We start from the raw sequence: 19966 nt of genomic DNA, 5'->3' as shown, positions 1-19966 counted from the left end.
GAAAAAAAGATTATGTTACTTCTATGTATGCTGATTTTCCAGATTTTCTCTATAAATCAGGAACAGATAGCTTTTGCAGAAATAGCAAATGTACAAACTGAAGAACAAATAGATAATAATAGCTTTAATGAACCTGAAATATCTCCAAGTATAAGCAATTATAAATACGGTATCCAAGCTATCGCACCGTATGAGATCAATATAGGAGATGGATTTGACTTATCCTATCCTTATATCTATGCGAAGGCCCCAGATGGTAAGGTAATTCATTTTAAAGAACTTAAGGTATATTGGTATGGCGGAACTCCAATTTTTGCAAATGTGTTAGGTGATACTGCAACTTTGGTATACGAATATAGATCTCCTAGTTATAATGAGACGCTAAAAATCCCTGTTAAGGTTGTTGCTAGAGATGGGAGAAGAGCAGAATTAAAAAATACAGAGTTATATGTAGGCCAGAAATGGGACTTAGGAAGTGTTTTTTTAAATGTGCGAGATAGAGACGGAAACCCAATGAAACCAGAGCAAGTAAACGACGTTTGGATAAATGACTCTAAAACAAACAAAGTAGATACTAGTAAACCGGGAAAATACAACGTAGCTATTGCTGTATCAAGTCCAAGAACCAAACCTAAGGTATATAGTGATAAAGCTTTTGTAACTGTAAAAGAAGATAAAACAAAAGCAGAATTAAAAGACACAGAGTTATATGTAGGCCAAAAATGGGACTTAGGAAGTGTCTTCAAAAATGTAGTAGATAAAGACGGAAATCCCATTAAACCAGAAGAGGTAGAATGGGTCTGGGTAGATAGTCAGGAAAAAGTTAGAGAAATAGATACTAGTAAACCAGGTAAACATACTGTACAAATTGCTGTACTCAATGCAAATAATCAATGGGTCAATAGTAATACAGCTTTTGTAACTGTAAAAGAAGATAAAACAAAAGCAGAATTAAAAGACACAGAGTTATATGTAGGCCAAAAATGGGACTTAGGAAGTGTCTTCAAAAATGTAGTAGATAAAGACGGAAATCCCATTAAACCAGAAGAGGTAGAATGGGTCTGGGTAGATAGTCAGGAAAAAGTTAGAGAAATAGATACTAGTAAACCAGGTAAACATACTGTACAAATTGCTGTACTCAATGCAAATAATCAATGGGTCAATAGTAATACAGCTTTTGTAACAGTAAAAGAAGACAAAACAAAAGCAGAATTAAAAGACACAGAGTTATATGTAGGCCAAAAATGGGACTTAGGAAGTGTCTTCAAAAATGTAGTAGATAAAGACGGAAATCCAATTAGTGTAGAACAAGTACCATGGGTAAAAATAGACGGAGAATGGATCGATATACGTGAAAACAAAATAAAAGAATTGATAGATACTAGTAAGCCAGGCAAACATACTGTAGCAATTGCTGTATTCAATGCATCCGACAGCAAGCCAGCATACGCATATAGTAATATAGTAACGGTAACAGTAAAAGAAGAACCATTTACTATTAAACAGGTGCCATACTTTGACTTTGAAGATCACATTCTTGTATCAACAAATAAATCAGTAATTAATAAGAAAGAAAACCCCACAATTGAAGTAGAAACCCCTTCAATCGTAGGAAAAGATTGGCAATTACAAGTTGAACTATCTCCGTTTCTAGATAAAGAGAATAGTAAAAGTATTTTGAAAGGAGTGAGTTTGTTTATTCCGAAGGGAAAACTAGAATCTGATTTAGAAACAGAGGAACCTACTCAATATGACTGTCAATTAGAAGCAAATGGAAAAGCGAGTATTTTAATGCATGGAACGAAAACAAAAGGTAAAGGTCGTTGGAAAAATAAATTGGCAACAAAAGGAATAACCTTGTCCATTCCGCCAGAAAATAAAACAGGTAATTATGAATCGACATTGCATTGGACACTATTAGATGTGCCTGGATAAAGTATTAATGGCGACTTGGCGTAGAAACAAGAATCATTTAAACGAATAATATATATGATCAAGAACAAAGATATATTTTTGAAATAAATGTAAATAAAGAAGCTATCCAGAAGTTAAAATTTCAACTTCTGGATAGACTTGAGAAACTGATAGTGAGGCTTGTAAACATGAAGAAATATTTAACAGGATTTCAATTAAAGATTATCGGATTGATTACAATGGTAATTGATCACTTAGCAGAATTTTTCAATTTTTTAGGAGTTCCATTATGGTTCCATTGGATTGGAAGAATTACTGCCCCTATTTTTTTATTTGAAAGTTCTGAAGGCTTTGTTCATACGAGTAATCGAAAAAAATATATGTTGCGATTACTCGTCGGCTTTTGGGTAATGAATTTAATAAATCTAGTATTGAATCAATACTTTGTGGTTAATGGAGAAATTATAGCAAATAATGTTTTTAGTACATTATTTTTAGGAACAGTTTATATGCAATCTATTGCATATCTTAAAGAAAGAAAATTTGTTGCAAGCTTCTTTTGGTTTATCATTCCTATCTTAATAGGATTAATTTCATTTATATTTACAATAGGTGAAATGAGTACGTTAAAAATGATTAGTTTACAACTATATACCTTATTTGTACTATCTTTATTTGGTACTGAAGGTGGATTTTTGATGGTAATGTTAGGAGTATTGTTCTATATATTTCATGGAAAAAAACATTTTCAGGTTTTATCGTTAGGAATTGTGTCTTTTATTTCAGCAGCAGCAACCGGTTTTTCAGATTTATTTTCTAGTAACGACCAATGGATGATGTTCTTCTCAGCAATTCCTATTATTTTATATAACGGAGAAAAAGGAAAAGGGTTAAAAAGTTTCTTCTATTATTTTTACCCTGCACATATTATCTTATTTGCCATTCTTTCTTTTGTCCTTCGTCAATAGGAATAGTTCAGAATTAAAATTTGTTCACGCATATAAAGAAATCTATGAGTGAGTGTCTTTAGTCGGTAATTCCTAAATTTTGTATGTTTTTTTTCTTAAACTAAATTGGTAATACTTTTGAGAAAAAACAATAAAAGATGTACTTCATGTGTTTTCACTTTTTACTGAAATTATAGTGTCACGGAATAGTTCATTTCAAAATATTGTAGCAAAACTATTAGTATGGACTTAGAGTCAATCTTTCATTTTTGTTAGCAGAATTTTATATTGTTCAATAGACAAGTGTATCCTGAATATATTTTAATAAGATTAAGTACTTTGAAATTAAGGAAAGTTGATATAAAACATGTTGAAAGATAAATAGATAAAGGAGAACTTAGGTTGTTATTCATACTATCATTAAAATTTGTTTCGATGATAGCAATCATTTTCATCGGGATTAAGGCACATTGCGAAAATCATGATGACTATTTTTGAAAATGAGTATTGATTATTAGTAACTTAAATAATAAGTGACTATAAAAAGATGAAATTTATTTTCTCTTCTGGATGTATGTGATCTTGTCTATCAGGCACCAGTAAATGGAAAATATTTAAAATAGAAAAAGAAAATTTATTTTATATAAATTTCCAATTAAATTATCAAAGAAAGGGCTAAAAAAGTATGTGTACGAAAAAAGATATTATTGAATTACTGAGGAATCCAATGATCACATCGTATTCTATTGAAAAAATGTCTAACGGACGAATATCTACTACTACAGCATCCAAATATCGGAATCGTGTAAAACAAGAAATAGATCCATTCCTTATATTCACTAAGATGTCTTATAGAACTATAAAAAATTTCGAGGAATTAGCGAAAGAATTAAAAGAAGTGAATCCTAAGACAAAAGAAGAAGTTACAATGATGATTGACAATTATAGTTTGAGAAATTACTACAAATTATAAAGTATCAAACTTTAATAAAACTAATTACCATTTTTGGATATAAAATCATGATAATATAGGTTAGGAGCTGACTGTATTGAATTTAAAAAGAATCTTTTTTTTCGTAGCAATGCTAGGAGGAATCGTTGCTTTTACTGCCTGTGGTCTGGGTAAGGATGAGGTAACAAACACAAACTATAAGGTAACTGTTGAAGACGCAGCAAATATTTACCAAAAAAATACGAATAATTCAGAAATTCTGTCTATTAACTTTGACATTGGTGAAAGCTCTAAAGAATATGAGTATATGTTTGTTAACAAGACTGAAAAAATATATATAAATCCACAAAACGAAAAAGTAAAAAAAGAAAGTATTACTAGCGGTGGAGAGAATAATAAAGAACCATTTAATGCAAAAGAGCTTGAAGGGACTAAATCTACAAAAAAAGTTCTAGAAGAAGCTAAAAACAAGGTAGGAGGGATTTCTCCACGAGTATTGGATTGGCGATTAGAAAAAAAAGACGGAACATTAGTTTATGATATCAATGTTAAGACAAACACAGGCTCTGAAAGAGTTCTATTAAGTGCGAAATAATTTATAAGTGTTATAAATTATGTAACATGTAAAAAAAGAAGGGAATGGTTAAATGAAACGTTCAGCTAAGTTATTTATTTTAGGAATAGGACTAACTTTTGGAGGTCTTATAACGAGTGTTCCAGCAGAAGCAAAAAATATTGTGACGAGTAACTATGAATTAGGAAGTTTTGCTCAAAATGACCCTGTCAATCAACCCTTGCTAAGAAGTAAACGTAGTCTCAGTGAAACACCTCCGAGAGTGGATTTTATCGATATTTCCTCTCACAATGGAGAGATTTCTGTAAAACAATTTCAAAAGATGAAAAACATGGGAATTAAAGGCGTAGTAGTCAAATTAACTGAAGGAACAACCTACAAAAACCCGTTAGCCCCTAGTCAAATTACCAATGCTAAAAAAGCAGGTTTAACTGTTTCAACGTATCATTTTTCTTGGTTTGAAAATCAACAAGAAGCAATTGATCAAGCCAATTACTATGCGGATTACGCAGAAGAATTAGGGCTATCCCCAAATAGCGTCATGGTTAATGATGCAGAAACCACGCCAATGATTAATGCAGATGCTACAAAAGTTTCTGTCTACTTTAGAGATCAATTAGCAAAACGTGGCTTCAAAAACGTTGTCCATTATTCTAGCGCTAGTTGGTTCAATAATAATTGGATGGAATATGACGTTTTAGGTAAAGAAAATAGTTGGGTGGCAGAATGGCCGGCAAATCCAAGTGCCAATAACTTACTACACACAGACACAGCTGCTTGGCAATGGAGTAGTAAAGGATCTTTTGATTTCGTTCCTGGAATTAACTTTGACTATAATGTAGATTACCTAGGACGCTTTACTAATAAGTGAATAAATGAGAGTAAAATATAGAGGCTGAGAAAGATAAAATAGAAGACTGAAAATCTTTTTACGATTTTTGGTTTTCTATTTTTTAGAGTAGTGAAAAAGAATTAAAGAAAATGAAATGATAGAAAAAACTTTAAACAAAATAAATAGTCATGAAACTTAGTTTATTAAAGGCAAAGTTTATAGTAGAGAAAACATAGAGGATAACTATTTTAAATGGAAAACTATCCAATTACAATGATTGCGGCAAAACGTGGCAAAGAAGTTTCGCCAATTATGTATGGTTTGTTCTTTGTTTTTATCGGGTTCATGTGGATATTGAATGTGAAATAAGTAAGAGAAATTGATCAAATAGTTGATTCATAAGACAATGAACTTATGAATCAACTATTTTTTCGACTAAGCACTAGAAAAACGCCCCTTATTTGATGTATAATTTGCAAAGACATTGACCTGTGAAGGTACAGGAATAGAGAGGAATTAATTGAGTGAAATATACAGAAATTATGGTTCGCTATGGCGAATTATCAACTAAAGGAAAAAATCGTAAAACGTTTATCATGCAGTTAGCACAAAATGTGAAACGTGCGTTAGCTGATTTTCCAGCATTGAAAATCCATGCAGATCGAGACAGAATGCATATTTTATTAAATGGGGAAGACAGCGAAGAAGTGATTCCAAAACTAAGCAAAGTGTTTGGGATTCAAAATTTTTCGCCAAGTATTCGTATTGAAAAAGAAATGCCAGCGATTCGTGCAATGGTTCAAGAGGTTGTTCAGGAAGTTTATACGCCAGGTAAGACGTTTAAAATTACTGCTAAACGTTCGGACCATTCATTTGAACTTGATTCCAATGGCTTGAATCAAGAATTAGGTGGGGCTGTTATTGAAGCCATTCCGGAAATTCAAGTACAAATGAAAAAACCTGATATTAACTTAAGAATTGAAATTCGTAAAGATGCGGCGTATTTATCTTATGAAACGATTCGCGGTGCGGGTGGATTGCCAGTGGGCACCAGTGGTCGTGGTATGTTGATGCTGTCAGGAGGCATTGATTCGCCAGTTGCTGGTTATTTAGCTATGAAACGTGGCGTGGAAGTGGAAGCTGTTCATTTTGCTAGTCCGCCTTATACAAGTGAACAAGCGTTACAAAAGGCCAAAGATTTAGCTGGAAAATTAGTCCCTTATGTAGGAACTATTCAATTCATTGAAGTCCCCTTTACAGAAATTCAAGAAGAAATTAAACGAGTCGTTCCCCAAGGCTACTTAATGACAATTACACGACGTTTAATGTTACGCTTAACAGATGCCATTCGTGAAATGCGGAAAGGTTTAGTCATTATTAACGGTGAATCGTTAGGACAAGTGGCTTCGCAAACACTTCAAAGTATGGTAGCAATTAATGAGGTTACCTCAACACCGATTATTCGACCCGTTGTTTCAATGGATAAGACAGAAATTATCGAAATTGCCGAAAAAATTGATACGTTTGAATTAGCCATCCAACCGTTTGAAGATTGTTGTACAATTTTTGCACCACCGCAACCGAAAACACGACCTCGCTTGGATAAAGCGCAAGATTATGAAGCGCGTTTAGACTTAGAAGGTTTAATGGCTCGGGCCTTAGAAGGTCTCAAAATTACAGAGATTTCAGCAGAAACAGCGAAAGATAAACAAGAAGACGAATTTGCGGAGTTCCTATAAGAAATAAATACAGTGATGATCGCTTAGACGTCACTGTATTTATTTTGTACTTATTTCACAAACAAGTTGCTCGGAGAGAGGAACCGTGATAAACTGAATATGTGAAGTAGGTAACAAGGAGGACAGAGGATGGAGAAAAAAATGCCTAAAGCAACGGCAAAACGTTTGCCGGTTTATTTACGTTATTTAAAAATGTTAGGGGATTCTGGTGTTAAACGCATTAAATCACGAGAGTTTAGTGAAATGATCCAGATTCCTTCTGCAACGATTCGGCGTGATTTTTCCCACGTTGGTGAACTGGGCCGAAGCGGTTATGGTTACGATGTGCCGTATTTAATTGAGGTATTTAGTAATATTTTAAATACGCAAGAAGAAAAAAGAATTGCCCTGATTGGTTGTGGCAATTTAGGCAAGGCATTACTAAAAAATAATTTTAGACGCAACGAGAATTTGAATATTGTCTGTGCTTTTGATAATGATTCAGCTTTAGTTGGCACCACGATTAATGGATTATTAGTTCATGATATGTCTGAGTTAGAAGCATTCGTTCGACAAGAAGGGGTTACGGTAGCCATTTCTACAGTACCCAGTCACCATGCCCAAAAAGCCATCGATAAAATTGTTCAAGCGGGTGTGACTGCGATTTTAAATTTTGCGCCAGACCGTGTCAGTGTGCCAGCCAATGTTAGTGTGCAATATATTGATTTAACAACGGAACTGCAAACACTGATTTATTTTAATGAAACTTTTTCACTTGCAAATAGCCCAAAGCAATAAAATTGTCTTCATAAAAATCCTTTACTATACTTATTATTGAAAGTGGAAAAGGAGGATTTCAGAATGAATGTTACAAGAAAAGGGCACGTATTAGAATTGACAGGTGAACAGCCTAAAGTTGGCACAAAAGCCCCCGTCTTTTCTTTGAAAAATTTAAACAACCAAGAAATCAACTTGGCAGATTATAAAGGTCAAACGGTTTTAATTAGTGTGGTTCCTGATATCGACACACGTGTTTGTTCACTGCAAACGAAACGTTTCAATCAAGAAGCGGCGAAATTAGATGGTGTTCAAATTATTACGATTTCCAATAACACGGTTGAAGAACAAGCAAATTGGTGTGCCGCAGAGGGCGTCGAAATGGAAATGCTTCATGATACTGAAGACTCATTTGGTGCAGCTTATGGTTTGTATATTCCAGAAATGGGCCGTTTAGCACGTGCTATTTTTGTGATTGACCCAGAAGGAACGTTAGTTTATGAAGAAATCGTCTCAGAAGTTTCGTCGGAACCCGATTATCAACAAGCGTTAGAAGCTGCAAAAAAAGTCTAATCCCTCTAGATTACAAATTGACTTTGCTTGCGCTTCATTGTAGAATGAAGCAAAGACAGCGAACAAGAGGAGTATCATTGGCGTCGTTTTAGAGAAAAAGTCATTCAGGTGCAAGACTTTTACACAACCAGTGAGAAGGTAGCTTGTGAGTCAATGGTTTGAACACAGTACGTTAGTAGAACGATTCGTTTCGTGAACGTTATCTCACGAATGAGTGGCATTTGAATGAATTCAATTCAAATGCAATTTAGGTGGTACCGCGTAAATAAGATGAATCTACGCCCTAAAATACGAAAGTATTTTAGGGCGTATTTTAGTGTTTAGCCCAAAAAACTCATTTGTAAAATAATTACCGCTCCAAATCGCGTATTTTAAGAAAGAAGGGGAAAAAATGTCAGAAGAAAAAAACTTACCAACGAAATATCAACCGACAGAAATCGAAGCTGGCCGTTATCAAAAATGGCTAGATCAAGATTTATTTAAACCAAGTGGCGACAAAAAAGCGAAGCCCTATTCAATTGTTATTCCACCACCCAATGTAACAGGGAAACTACACTTAGGACATGCTTGGGATACAACATTACAAGATATGATTATCCGCCAAAAAAGAATGCAAGGCTTTGATACGTTATGGCTACCAGGAATGGACCATGCCGGAATTGCCACGCAAGCAAAAGTAGAAGAGAAACTAGCACAACAAGGGATTTCACGTTACGACTTAGGTCGTGAAAAATTTGTTGATCAAGTGTGGGAATGGAAAGAAGAATATGCTTCTCATATTCGTGAGCAGTGGGCAAAAATGGGTCTTTCTTTAGATTACAGCCGTGAACGTTTTACTTTAGATGAAGGGCTATCTGAGGCCGTTCGTAAAGTGTTTGTCTCTCTTTACGAGAAAGATTTGATTTACCGTGGTGAATATATCATTAACTGGGATCCGAAAGCGAAAACAGCATTGTCTGATATCGAAGTAATTCATAAAGATATTGAAGGAGCTTTTTACCACATGAGCTACCCATTATCAGATGGTTCTGGCGTTGTTGAAATTGCGACAACACGTCCTGAAACAATGTTGGGAGATACGGCGATTGCGGTCCATCCAGAAGATGAACGGTATCAGGAACTTATTGGTAAGACAGTTATCTTGCCACTAGTCGATAAAGAAATTCCAATTATTGCGGATGACTACGTAGATATGGAATTTGGAACAGGGGTTGTAAAAATCACGCCTGCCCATGATCCAAATGACTTTGAAGTCGGTAATCGTCATGACTTACCTCGAGTAAATGTTATGAACGAAGATGGCACGATGAATGAGCTGGCTGGAAAATACGAAGGAATGGATCGTTTTGCCGCACGTAAAGCGATTGTCTCTGACTTGAAAGAATTAGGTCGCTTAATTAAAATCGAAACAATGAACCACAGTGTGGGCCATTCAGAACGAACAGGCGTTGTCGTGGAACCACGTTTATCGACCCAATGGTTTGTAAAAATGGGACCACTAGCTGAAAAAGCAATGAAAAACCAAGAAACAGAAGACGCTGTAGAGTTTTATCCACCACGCTTCAATCAAACGTTTTTACGTTGGATGGAAAATGTACATGATTGGGTTATTTCGCGACAATTATGGTGGGGCCATCAAATTCCTGCTTGGTATCACAAAGAAACGGGCGAGATGTATGTTGGAATGGAAGCACCAGCCGACAGTGAAAACTGGGTTCAAGATAGTGACGTCTTAGATACATGGTTTAGTTCTGCTTTATGGCCATTTTCAACGATGGGTTGGCCGGATGAAGCAAGCGAAGATTACCAACGTTACTTCCCAACAAGCACATTAGTTACTGGCTATGACATCATCTTCTTCTGGGTAAGTCGCATGATTTTCCAAAGTTTAGAGTTTACAGGTGAACGTCCCTTCCAAAATGTCTTAATTCATGGCTTAATTCGTGATGAGCAAGGTCGCAAAATGAGTAAATCATTGGGGAATGGGATTGACCCAATGGATGTCATCGAAAAATACGGCGCAGATGCGTTGCGTTGGTTCTTATCAAATGGTTCAGCTCCAGGCCAAGATGTTCGTTTTAGTTATGAAAAAATGGATGCTTCTTGGAACTTTATCAATAAGATTTGGAATGCAAGTCGCTTCGTTATCATGAATGTAGAAGGTATGACTGCTGCAGATATTGACTTTAGTGGTGAAAAGACTGTCGCTGATCGTTGGATTTTAACGCGCTTAAACGAAACAGTCGCCCGTGTGACAGAGTTGTTTGATCGCTTTGAATTCGGTGAAGCAGGTCGCCAATTATACAACTTCATCTGGGATGATTTCTGTGATTGGTACATTGAAATGAGTAAAGAGATACTTTACGGAGAAAATGAAGCAGCTAAACAAACAACACGGAGCATCTTGGTGTACACATTGGATCAAATCTTACGTTTGTTGCATCCAATTATGCCGTTTGTAACAGAAGAAATTTGGGAGAAAATTCCGCATCAAGGTGAATCATTGGTTGTGGCAGAGTACCCAGTTGTTCATGAAGAATTTAATGATGAAGCAGCAGCTCGTGGTATGGAAGTTCTGAAAGAAGTCATTCGTTCGGTTCGGAATATTCGAGCAGAAGTGAATACACCACTTTCTAAACCAATCACCTTGTTAATTAAAACAAACGATACAGAAGTAGAAGAATTTTTAACAGCTAATACTAGCTACTTAGAACGCTTCTGTAATCCAGAAGAATTAGTCATCAGCCGTGAAATAGAAGCGCCAGAATTAGCTATGTCCGCTGTATTAACAGGCGCAGAACTATTCCTACCATTAGCTGGTTTGATTAATATCGAGGAAGAAATTGCTCGCTTAGAAAAAGAATTAGACAAATGGACAAAAGAAGTCAAACGTGTGCAAGGCAAACTTTCAAATGAACGTTTTGTTTCCAATGCACCAGATGAAGTCGTGGAAGCAGAACGTGCAAAAGAAAAAGACTACCTTGAAAAACAAGAGGCTGTCAAAGAGCGGATTGCCCAATTACGTTCAATTTAAAAAAGAAAAGACAACAAAACCAAACGTTGGTTTTGTTGTCTTTTTGTTATAATTTGCCAAATAATTGAAACAAATACAACATTAAATAGCTATAAGTAGCCACAGACCAGAATTTCAATAAAAGAACAATTTTCATGAATTCCTTTAAAGAAATATCTGTAATTCCCGCTACTAAACAAACAATATCATCTGGAGCGAAGGGGACTAACATAGTAAAGATTAAGAGCTTTTTGACATTGTGTTCATTTTTGTCTAAAATCTCTTCAAATTTTTTGTATTTATTGGGTGAAAGGATTATTTTTACAAAGCTACGTCCATAGTAACGAACCAGTAAAAAGCCAATAAATTCACCAATGATCAATCCAAGATAGCTATACAAAAGTCCTTGCAAGTTGCCAAACATCAACATTCCCGCAACAGAAGAGATTCCTCCAGGTAGAATAGGAATAATCACTTGGATGATTTGTAAAAGAATGAAACAAAGAACTGCATAATTACCAAACTGTTTAATAAAAGCTTGCAAGGAAGCAACAGAATGAAAAATTCCTCTGGAATATCCCCATAAAATTAAGCCGAAGAAAATCACAAGTCCAACCAAGGGTAACCACCGAATGAGTCCATTTAAAAATTTTTTCTGATTAGTCATGAGTGGCCTCCTGACGTTTTCGACGGTATTTTTTTAAGCCAAGATAACCAGCCGTTCCCAGTAAAATCGTTCCGCTGACGGCAGTGCCGAGATAAATCATTCTTGGCTGATAGGTAAAGGTTAACTGCTGTTTGCCAGCTGGAACTTCAACAGCTAAAAAGCCACCTAGAATCCGTTGTGTTTTTAATGGTTCTTTTTGTAGAGATGACTTGACTTGCCAATCTTGGTCATAAGGAATGGACGTATACAGTAACTGAGTATCATTTCCAGTTACATTTAGTGCACCATTTAAATGGCCTTTTTTATTTACGTTCACGTGAAGAGCTTGTTGGCGTAATTTGTCAACCGCACGATTAAAGGCTGTTTGGTCTAAAGTTTGGAGCTGCCAATTGGTTAAATCAACCATTTGTTCAGCAGTTAGTGACAGGGTCACGGTAGTTCCTTTTTCAAAATGCCCTAAATTGAACAGCTGATTGGTTGCAATATAAATTGGCGTCGAGATAACTTGTTGGTTTACCTTCAATTGTGTGACCTTTTTCCATTTTAAATTCGGAATATAAAGATGCAAGTCGCCAGTGCTATTCACTTTAAAGGTTGCTTCAATTGTTTCGTTGGTATGATGAGGTTCATTTATCAACGAAGCTGTTTTAAAGTAAGGTTTATCAATCGGCACGAGCGTTTGCAGGAGTTCTTCTTGGGCAGCTAAAGGATTATTTTTTGCTAATTTTAACTTGGTTAATGCGGTTGGCGCCAAAAAGCCCATACCGATCGCTTCATCATTATCCATGATTTTCGTGGAACCAACTGTTTTTAGCAATTTTTCACTCGTAGGTTTTTCAATTGGTAAAAAGTCATATTTCACATTTAAAAGTAAATTGGTTAGTTGTGAATTATCCACATAGGCAATCCGGCGATCATTTTTTCGATATAAACCTAGCGCACTTAATGTGTCTTGGGTAGTGGCAGTTAAAGTCGAAGTATAGCTAGAAACGCCAGCATAGCCATAAAGTAAAGGATTGTTGTAGCCGTTATTGATTTCACGGAACCCTGTTTCTTTGGAAGGAATGACTTGTTTCATGCGATAAAGTTCTGGTGCTGCAGCCGTTTTTTCATCGATTAATTGACTGTGTTTTCGATAATCTTGGGCAAATGTTGCTTGGCTACCAAAGGGCATGTGTTTAAAAGAAATCCAGAAATTCGTTGTTAATTCTGTGCTGACCAGTAAGAATAAAGCCACGACTACATAGTTTCTTAAGGCCTTTTTGTGTGCTAAACGCAAGCAAAAGAAAATCAACCAAATAAAAAGTAAACTTAGCCATAAATAATTGATTGAAATTAAGAGGTTCTTTTGTGGTCCATAATACAAAGATCCGTAGCCAATGACTAACAGCAGACTAAAAATAATAGGTGCAGACCAAGGAATGGTCACCCTTTTAAGCCAAGCTTCATAAGCAAAGACAATCAATAAAAAGCTAAAGATGAAGACATTTCGGTAAGGGAAACCAGCTGGGCTTTGAAACATGTGCCACACAGTGTTAAAGGCTTCTAACCAAAAGCTTAAAAAGAGAATGAATAAAAGAATCGCTGAAGCCATTCTTTCTTTTAACGCAATTTGTTTCGTTTGAAAATAGGCAACACAAAGGAGTGTCACGAATAATCCAGCAAAAACGGTTGGTAAATGGTCTAAACGCAACTCATAATTAATAGAACCTAAGCCTAATTGCGAGAAGAACGAAGTGTTGAACTTAGGCGTTAAAAAGAAGGTCGAGACATCAAAATCTGCTTTTTTTGTATAGAGCATCCCTTCTGCTGCAGGTAATAATAAAAAGCTAGTTGCGGTTCCAGTTAAAAAAGAAACGAGGATGAATAACGGACTTTGTTTAAAAAATTGCCGAATAGCATGGGCTTGGGTATTTTTTTTAAAGAACCAATAGATACTGTACAAAACAGCAAAGAGACAAATCATGTAACCCATGTAGTAATTCGTCACAATGGCTAAGAACAGGGTTATACTATATAAGCCCCATTTTCGTTGATCCCATAAACGTTGAAGTCCCAATAAGATAAGCGGGAATAGAATCAGTGCATCTAACCACATAAAATTTTGGCTATAGACGGTGACAAATCCACAGAAACTATAGGACGTTGAAAAAAGTAACGTGGTGACATCAACTTTTTGATAGGTGTATTTTAAATAACTAAACATCGTAGTACCCATCAAGGAAAGTTTTAAGGTAATAATCCATAAAATTGCTATAGGTAATTGTTCATAAGGAAAAAAGAAAGCCAACACATTAAAAGGGCTTAGTAAGTAATAGGCTGCCAAAGGAACAATCGATTCACCAATCTCATTTGAAAAAGAGTAGAATGTAGTTATTCCCTCATGAAAAGAGCGTTTTAAAAAACTCAAGAAAGGCATGTATTGCGTGCCTAAATCACTAACTAATAAATTGTTGTCACCGAACGGCGCAAGTTGTAATGTCATCCATACAAGCAACAGAAGTAAAAACGGCAAGAAAAAACTTCCTAACCATAAAAGCTTCGATTTGTTTTTCATCAAAATAAGTCCACCTTTATAAAAAAATCATGAATAAGCGTGTTGAACGCTCTAAAAATAGTTTTTAATTGGCTGGCTAGAATGAACCATCCAGAATGTTAGTTTACCATAAGTTCATTAATGTATCCGCTAATAACGCAAAATTATGAAAAATGCAAAAAGTTTTCAATAAAAAGTTTCAATTGGTTATGAGTGAAAAAGTCACCTAACTTGGTTATAATGTAGAAGAAGACAAGGAGTTGGACAAGATGCAATTAACAATAGAAGAAGCCATTGAATGGATTCATAGCCGGTTACCCTTTGGCTCAAGACCTGGTTTGGATCGGATCAATGCGTTATTAGAAAAAATTGATCATCCAGAAAACAAAGTACCAACGATTCATATCGCAGGGACCAATGGTAAAGGCTCAACCGTGACATATTTACGCTGTTTATTAGAAGAAATGGGCTTGAAAGTCGGAACCTTTACCTCTCCTTATATTGAATCATTTAATGAAAGAATTGCGATAAATGGTCAACCGATTTCAGACGAACAATTGATTACCTATGTGGAAAAATACCAACCAATCATTAAAGAATTAGACCAGATCACTGAAGTGGCTGGAATTACAGAATTCGAAACATTGACAGGAATGGCCTTGGACTATTTCGTGAATGAACAAGTGGATATCGCAGTTGTTGAAGTTGGCTTAGGTGGATTACTTGATAGCACCAATGTCGTGCAGCCTTTATTGACGGGAATTACGACAATTGGGAAGGATCACACAGAAATTTTAGGTGAAACAATTGCTGAAATTGCCTATCAAAAAGCGGGTATTATTAAAGAAAAAGTCCCAGTAGTAACGGGCAATATTTGTGCTGATGCGCTAGCAGTCATTGAAAAAGTCGCACAAGAAAAACAGAGTCCAATTTTTCGTTTTGGCAAAGAGTATCAAGTGGAATACCTACATCCCGACACACAATGGGGGGAAGTATTTAATTTCTATGGAGAAATGGGCAAACTGACAAAAATTAAAGTTCCCTTGTTGGGGCGTCACCAAGTAGAAAACGCGGCGGTAGCTATTCAATTATTTGACAAGTATTGCCAACTACAACATTTGCCATTTAAAGAACGAGACATTACTCAAGGGTTAGCTAAAGCGCAATGGCCAGCTCGAATGGAACGTCTTAGTGATGAACCGTTGATTGTTTTAGATGGTGCGCACAATGATCATGCAGTAAAACGCTTAGTTGAAAACTTGCGCAAAGAATTTCCACAACACACGATTCATATTTTATTTTCAGCTTTAGCAACTAAAGATGTGGCTGAGATGATTCAGGACTTAAAGCAAGTACCGAATGCGCATCTTTACTTAACTAGCTTCGATTATCCTAAAGCTATTGCACTCACAGAAATGGAAAAATATGAAGACGATTTAACAGAAATTGTGTCTTTATGGCAATTTGGCTTAGGCGAAATTTTAGAAAAAATGTCGGCAGATGATTTATTATTAGTAACAGGTTCATTATATTTTGTTTCTCAAGTAAGAGAATTACTTTTAACTATAGGAGGAAATGATGAAGAAATTTGATGGCGTAATTTTTGATATGGATGGGTTGCTTTTTGATACGGAGTTGATTTACTATACATCTACTCAAAAAGTAGCAGATGCAATGGGGTTACCATATAGTAAAGAAGTCTATTTAGACTATGTTGGGATTTCCGATGAAGAAGTACAAGAGAATTACCGACGTATTTATGCATCCTATGGTCACGACACAGTGGAAGAATTTATCCGCCGTTCTTATGATGATACCCTGCAAGAGTTTCGATCTGGTAATGTACCTTTAAAACCAGGGGTGGTGGAATTTCTCGACTTTTTAGATGATCAAAAAATTCCTCGATTAGTTGCTTCAAGTAACGTCCGTCCAGCAATTGAAATGTTATTAAGCCATGCTGGGATTCAGGATCGTTTTGTAGGAATTGTTTCAGCAGAGGATGTTAAACGAGCAAAACCGGACCCAGAAATTTTTCAAAAAGCTCGTCAACTTTTAGGAACAGAAGCCCCGAAAACCTTGATTTTCGAAGACTCATTTCATGGGGTAAGTGCGGCTCATAGTGCGGGCATTCCAGTGATCATGGTACCTGATTTATTGCAACCAACTGAAGTTATCCAAGAGAAAACATTACATGTCTTGGAGAGTTTACATCAAGCGCCACATTATTTAAAATAATAAAAACAACACTCCTTTGCGTAGTTTATTAATGACTAGCAAAGGAGGTTTTTTATGCAAGTATCGGATCTATTTATTCGCGAGATGCCGAGTGATTGTTTACCACGAGAACGGCTCTTAGCGATAGGAGAAAAAGCATTATCGAATCAAGAGTTGTTGGCGATTCTGTTACGAACTGGCTCAAAAGAAGCAGACGTGATGACTGTTGCCGCAACGCTATTAAAACAGTTTAAGCAACTTTCTTATTTCCAGCAAGCCACGTTGAACGAGTTAATGGCTATTAAAGGCATTGGCCAAGTGAAAGCCATTGAATTACGTGCGGCCATTGAATTGGGGTGTCGAATTTATCAAAGTAGTCAAATCAAATTTGGCAAAGTTACGTCCAGTCAACAAGTCGCTCAACGATTACTCCAAGAGATGAAGGGGCTGCAACAAGAACATTTAATTTGTATTTACTTGAATACCAAGAATGACATTATCCAACAGAAAACGATTTTCAAAGGATCACTAAATCAAAGTATTGCTCATCCACGCGAAATTTTTCGGGAAGCGGTTAAATATTCTTCTGCTCGCATACTATTAGCTCATAATCATCCATCTGGCAATCCGACACCGTCACCACAAGATATTCAATTTACCAAACGAATGGAAGAATGTGGCGAAATGATGGGGATTCAATTGTTGGATCATATTATTGTTGGTGATAGCGGATACATTAGTTTGAGAGAAGAGAATTTTTTTGCTTCAGAATGAGGACAATTCTTGCAAAAATATTTTATCACGTGTAAAATGAAAGGGTAATCTTGTTTGGAATTATGTAGACTTTTTAAATTTTTTTAAATATTCTATTGGAAGCGAGCAAAGTTACGACTATTTATGTGCAAATGCACGAGGAGGAACAAAAGAATGGAACAAGGAACAGTAAAATGGTTTAACGCAGAAAAAGGTTTTGGGTTTATCTCACGCGAAGACGGAAGCGACGTATTCGTACACTTCTCAGCTATCCAAGGTGATGGTTTCAAAACTTTAGAAGAAGGTCAAGCAGTGACTTTTGATGTTGAAGATTCAGACCGTGGCCCTCAAGCAGTTAACGTAGAAAAAAACTAATAAAAAATAATCCAAAAACACCTAACGCATGTTAGGTGTTTTTTTGTTATAAAAAAATAGAGAAGAAAAATGGACAAACATTTTTCTTCTCTATTAAAAGAGCTTTATTGATCACTAACTGTGGCAGTCATAATCATTGGCAGAATCATTGGATGACGTTCTGTTTGTTCAAACAAGAAAGGCTGTAAAGCGGTCGTCATGGCTTCGCCTAATTTTGCTTCTGTACAGTTTTTATCTTTCATTGCTTCACGTAGAGCATTGAATAAAAGACGTTGGCCTTCATGAATCATATCACCAGACTCACGCATGTAGACAAAACCACGTGAAAGAATGTCTGGACCAGCCATAATTTCTTTATTTTTAATATCAACCGTTGCTACCGCCAGAACTAAACCTTCTTCAGATAAGATGCGACGATCCCGTAAAACGACATTTCCGATATCACCGACACCATTTCCATCAACGTACACGTCGTTAGCGTTGAAGTGACCAGCAGGACGTGCGCTATCAGCCGTTAAAGCTAAGACATCGCCGTTGCCCATGATAAAGCAATTTTCTTCAGGAACCCCTGTATCTTGAGCGAGCGAAGCATGGATTTTTAACATTCTGAATTCACCATGAACAGGCATGAAATATTTAGGCTTCATCAAGCGAAGCATTAATTTTTGCTCTTCTTGTCCACCGTGACCAGAAGTATGGATATTATTGATTTTTCCATGGATAACTTCCGCACCAGCTTCAGATAATAAGTTAATTAAACGGTTAACACTTGTCGTATTTCCAGGAATTGGTGAGCTTGAGAAAACAACCGTATCGCCTGGTTGAATACTAATTTGGCGATGTGTACCATTAGCAATCCGACTAAGCGCGGCCATAGGTTCTCCTTGCGAGCCAGTACATAAAATCATTGTTTCATTTGCTGGCAATTGATTCAGTTCCGACGCATCGACAAACGTTCCCTTTGGCACTTTGATGTAGCCTAAGCGTTCGCCATTGACAATGGCATTTTCCATGCTACGACCAAAAACAGCAATTTTACGACCTGTTTTCACGGCTGCATCAGCAGCTTGTTGTAAACGGAAAATGTTTGAAGCAAAACTGGCAAAGATAATCCGACCATCAATTTTTTCAAAGATTTTTAAAATAGAGGTACCAATTGTTTTTTCGGATTTTGTAAAGGTCGGTATTTCAGCATTGGTACTATCCGAAAGAAGACAAAGGACGCCTTCTTCACCTAATTTCGCCATTCTGTGCAAGTTGGCTGGCTCGCCAACGGGTGTAAAGTCAAACTTAAAGTCGCCTGTTGCAACAACGTTACCAGAAGGCGTTTTAACCACAACGCCCAAGGCATCCGGAATACTGTGAGTCGTCCGGAAAAAGCTAATCGCTGTTTTTCTAAAACGAATCACCGTGTCTTCATTAATTTCGTGTAATTCCGCTTCTCGCAATAAACCATGTTCATCCAGTTTGTTGGTAATTAAAGCCAAGGCTAGTGGTCCCGCATAGATTGGGATATTCGCTTGACGCAAAAGATAAGGAACGCCACCAATATGGTCTTCATGACCGTGGGTAATAACGAGTGCTTTGACTTTATGCAAATTTTGAACGATGTAGCTATAATCTGGAATCACGTAGTCAATCCCAAGTAAATCATCTTCTGGGAATTTGATCCCAGCATCAATAATGATAATTTCATCTTGGAATTGTACCCCATATGTGTTTTTTCCAATTTCGCCTAAACCACCGATTGCAAAAACGCCAGTTTCGTTATTTTTTATGTTTACTTTCATGTTAAAACTCCGTTAGAGTGAAGTCCGCATGTTCTTGCTCGTAAGCAAGATGTTTTTCGTCTAATAATTGAACGTATTCAATATTGTATGGGGTATTTTCTTCAACTAATTGGCGCACGATTACATCGCTATCGGCTTCCATGTAAAGAGATTTTGTGTCTTCTCTTTTTGGGTTTCTGATTTTTGTTTCTTGATAGTATACTTTGTAAATCATCGATTCATTTCTCCTTCAGCTACTAATAGTAGCAATTTATAGTTTTTTTCATTTTAAGACAGAAAATTAAACACAACAAAACGAGGTGCTGATCACCTAAAAAAGAATGCTCATCAA

At 36.2% G+C, this 19966-nt stretch carries 17 protein-coding genes and 1 other annotated feature; of the genes, 13 read left to right on the top strand and 4 right to left on the bottom strand.

Going from position 1 to position 19966, the window contains the following annotated elements:
• Positions 1 to 12: 12 nt before the first annotated feature.
• From IGI87_RS11850 to IGI87_RS11810, 9 genes are all read left to right on the top strand, one after another.
• Positions 13 to 1935, top strand: a complete 1923-nt coding sequence (locus IGI87_RS11850) for a bacterial Ig-like domain-containing protein (RefSeq protein ID WP_438737127.1) — start codon at positions 13 to 15, stop codon at positions 1933 to 1935.
• Positions 1936 to 2102: 167 nt separating this feature from the next.
• Positions 2103 to 2882 (top strand): TraX family protein, encoded by a 780-nt coding sequence (locus tag IGI87_RS11845; protein ID WP_438737125.1) that lies wholly within the window; start codon positions 2103 to 2105, stop codon positions 2880 to 2882.
• A gap of 664 nt (positions 2883 to 3546) precedes the next feature.
• A complete protein-coding gene (locus IGI87_RS11840; RefSeq protein ID WP_033592782.1) occupies positions 3547 to 3834 on the top strand; it encodes a hypothetical protein in 288 nt (95 codons plus the stop codon).
• A gap of 76 nt (positions 3835 to 3910) precedes the next feature.
• Positions 3911 to 4408, top strand: coding sequence for a PepSY domain-containing protein (locus IGI87_RS11835; RefSeq protein ID WP_438737123.1), 498 nt, complete (start codon positions 3911 to 3913; stop codon positions 4406 to 4408).
• A gap of 52 nt (positions 4409 to 4460) precedes the next feature.
• Complete coding sequence (locus IGI87_RS11830; RefSeq protein WP_438737121.1) at positions 4461 to 5258, top strand: GH25 family lysozyme; 798 nt, start codon at positions 4461 to 4463, stop codon at positions 5256 to 5258.
• Positions 5259 to 5743: 485 nt separating this feature from the next.
• Entirely contained in the window at positions 5744 to 6958 is a 1215-nt protein-coding gene (gene thiI, locus IGI87_RS11825) for a tRNA uracil 4-sulfurtransferase ThiI (protein WP_438737119.1), read from the top strand.
• Positions 6959 to 7087: 129 nt separating this feature from the next.
• Positions 7088 to 7735, top strand: coding sequence for a redox-sensing transcriptional repressor Rex (locus tag IGI87_RS11820; RefSeq protein WP_002365189.1), 648 nt, complete (start codon positions 7088 to 7090; stop codon positions 7733 to 7735).
• A 63-nt stretch (positions 7736 to 7798) separates the two neighbouring features.
• A complete protein-coding gene (tpx, locus tag IGI87_RS11815; RefSeq protein WP_113794583.1) occupies positions 7799 to 8287 on the top strand; it encodes a thiol peroxidase in 489 nt (162 codons plus the stop codon).
• Positions 8288 to 8336: 49 nt separating this feature from the next.
• Positions 8337 to 8576: a binding site (T-box leader), on the top strand.
• A 102-nt stretch (positions 8577 to 8678) separates the two neighbouring features.
• Positions 8679 to 11321: a valine--tRNA ligase gene (locus tag IGI87_RS11810; RefSeq protein WP_438737116.1), complete on the top strand. Its 2643-nt coding sequence runs from the start codon at positions 8679 to 8681 to the stop codon at positions 11319 to 11321.
• A gap of 46 nt (positions 11322 to 11367) precedes the next feature.
• Here the strand turns inward: IGI87_RS11810 and IGI87_RS11805 are convergent, their stop codons facing one another.
• Both IGI87_RS11805 and IGI87_RS11800 read right to left on the bottom strand, forming a co-directional pair.
• A complete protein-coding gene (locus IGI87_RS11805) occupies positions 11368 to 11967 on the bottom strand; it encodes a TVP38/TMEM64 family protein (protein WP_104854156.1) in 600 nt (199 codons plus the stop codon).
• A complete protein-coding gene (locus tag IGI87_RS11800) occupies positions 11960 to 14524 on the bottom strand; it encodes a YfhO family protein (RefSeq protein WP_438737114.1) in 2565 nt (854 codons plus the stop codon). Before IGI87_RS11800 ends, IGI87_RS11805 begins: the two co-directional genes overlap by 8 nt.
• 248 nt (positions 14525 to 14772) lie before the next feature.
• Between IGI87_RS11800 and IGI87_RS11795 the strand changes: the two genes are divergently transcribed.
• The 4 genes from IGI87_RS11795 to IGI87_RS11780 all read left to right on the top strand — a co-directional run bounded on the left by IGI87_RS11795 (position 14773) and on the right by IGI87_RS11780 (position 17845).
• Positions 14773 to 16095 (top strand): bifunctional folylpolyglutamate synthase/dihydrofolate synthase, encoded by a 1323-nt coding sequence (locus IGI87_RS11795; RefSeq protein ID WP_104854158.1) that lies wholly within the window; start codon positions 14773 to 14775, stop codon positions 16093 to 16095.
• Positions 16079 to 16738 (top strand): HAD family hydrolase, encoded by a 660-nt coding sequence (locus tag IGI87_RS11790; RefSeq protein ID WP_002385286.1) that lies wholly within the window; start codon positions 16079 to 16081, stop codon positions 16736 to 16738. The genes IGI87_RS11795 and IGI87_RS11790 overlap by 17 nt, the downstream gene beginning before the upstream one ends.
• A 54-nt stretch (positions 16739 to 16792) precedes the next feature.
• Positions 16793 to 17491 carry a RadC family protein gene (radC, locus tag IGI87_RS11785; RefSeq protein ID WP_085406584.1) on the top strand — a complete coding sequence of 233 codons (699 nt, stop codon included), beginning with the start codon at positions 16793 to 16795 and terminating at the stop codon, positions 17489 to 17491.
• A 153-nt stretch (positions 17492 to 17644) separates the two neighbouring features.
• Complete coding sequence (locus IGI87_RS11780) at positions 17645 to 17845, top strand: cold-shock protein (RefSeq protein WP_002355121.1); 201 nt, start codon at positions 17645 to 17647, stop codon at positions 17843 to 17845.
• 104 nt (positions 17846 to 17949) lie between these two features.
• Here IGI87_RS11780 and rnjA read toward each other — a convergent pair whose 3' ends face one another.
• Together rnjA and IGI87_RS11770 are read right to left on the bottom strand one after the other, a co-directional pair.
• A complete protein-coding gene (gene rnjA / locus IGI87_RS11775) occupies positions 17950 to 19635 on the bottom strand; it encodes a ribonuclease J1 (RefSeq protein WP_104854174.1) in 1686 nt (561 codons plus the stop codon).
• A 1-nt stretch (position 19636) separates the two neighbouring features.
• Complete coding sequence (locus IGI87_RS11770; RefSeq protein ID WP_002355123.1) at positions 19637 to 19849, bottom strand: DNA-directed RNA polymerase subunit epsilon; 213 nt, start codon at positions 19847 to 19849, stop codon at positions 19637 to 19639.
• Positions 19850 to 19966: the final 117 nt, after the last annotated feature.

It is taken from the genome of Enterococcus sp. DIV1444a (assembly GCF_051712125.1).
Classification (GTDB): Bacteria; Bacillota; Bacilli; order Lactobacillales; family Enterococcaceae; genus Enterococcus; species Enterococcus faecalis.
Note: the sequence above shows the minus strand (reverse complement) of the source record. Positions and strands in the feature narration are given on the sequence as shown.

Excerpts from the sequence above, each read along its gene's own strand:
- IGI87_RS11850 (WP_438737127.1), top strand. The coding sequence starts at position 13 with ATGTTACTTCTATGTATGCTGATTTTCCAGATTTTCTCTATAAATCAG.
- IGI87_RS11845 (WP_438737125.1), top strand. The coding sequence starts at position 2,103 with ATGAAGAAATATTTAACAGGATTTCAATTAAAGATTATCGGATTGATT.
- IGI87_RS11840 (WP_033592782.1), top strand. The coding sequence starts at position 3,547 with ATGTGTACGAAAAAAGATATTATTGAATTACTGAGGAATCCAATGATC.
- IGI87_RS11830 (WP_438737121.1), top strand. The coding sequence starts at position 4,461 with ATGAAACGTTCAGCTAAGTTATTTATTTTAGGAATAGGACTAACTTTT.
- IGI87_RS11820 (WP_002365189.1), top strand. The coding sequence starts at position 7,088 with ATGGAGAAAAAAATGCCTAAAGCAACGGCAAAACGTTTGCCGGTTTAT.
- tpx (WP_113794583.1), top strand. The coding sequence starts at position 7,799 with ATGAATGTTACAAGAAAAGGGCACGTATTAGAATTGACAGGTGAACAG.
- IGI87_RS11810 (WP_438737116.1), top strand. The coding sequence starts at position 8,679 with ATGTCAGAAGAAAAAAACTTACCAACGAAATATCAACCGACAGAAATC.
- IGI87_RS11805 (WP_104854156.1), bottom strand. The coding sequence starts at position 11,967 with ATGACTAATCAGAAAAAATTTTTAAATGGACTCATTCGGTGGTTACCC.
- IGI87_RS11800 (WP_438737114.1), bottom strand. The coding sequence starts at position 14,524 with ATGAAAAACAAATCGAAGCTTTTATGGTTAGGAAGTTTTTTCTTGCCG.
- IGI87_RS11795 (WP_104854158.1), top strand. The coding sequence starts at position 14,773 with ATGCAATTAACAATAGAAGAAGCCATTGAATGGATTCATAGCCGGTTA.
- IGI87_RS11790 (WP_002385286.1), top strand. The coding sequence starts at position 16,079 with ATGATGAAGAAATTTGATGGCGTAATTTTTGATATGGATGGGTTGCTT.
- radC (WP_085406584.1), top strand. The coding sequence starts at position 16,793 with ATGCAAGTATCGGATCTATTTATTCGCGAGATGCCGAGTGATTGTTTA.
- IGI87_RS11780 (WP_002355121.1), top strand. The coding sequence starts at position 17,645 with ATGGAACAAGGAACAGTAAAATGGTTTAACGCAGAAAAAGGTTTTGGG.
- rnjA (WP_104854174.1), bottom strand. The coding sequence starts at position 19,635 with ATGAAAGTAAACATAAAAAATAACGAAACTGGCGTTTTTGCAATCGGT.
- IGI87_RS11770 (WP_002355123.1), bottom strand. The coding sequence starts at position 19,849 with ATGATTTACAAAGTATACTATCAAGAAACAAAAATCAGAAACCCAAAA.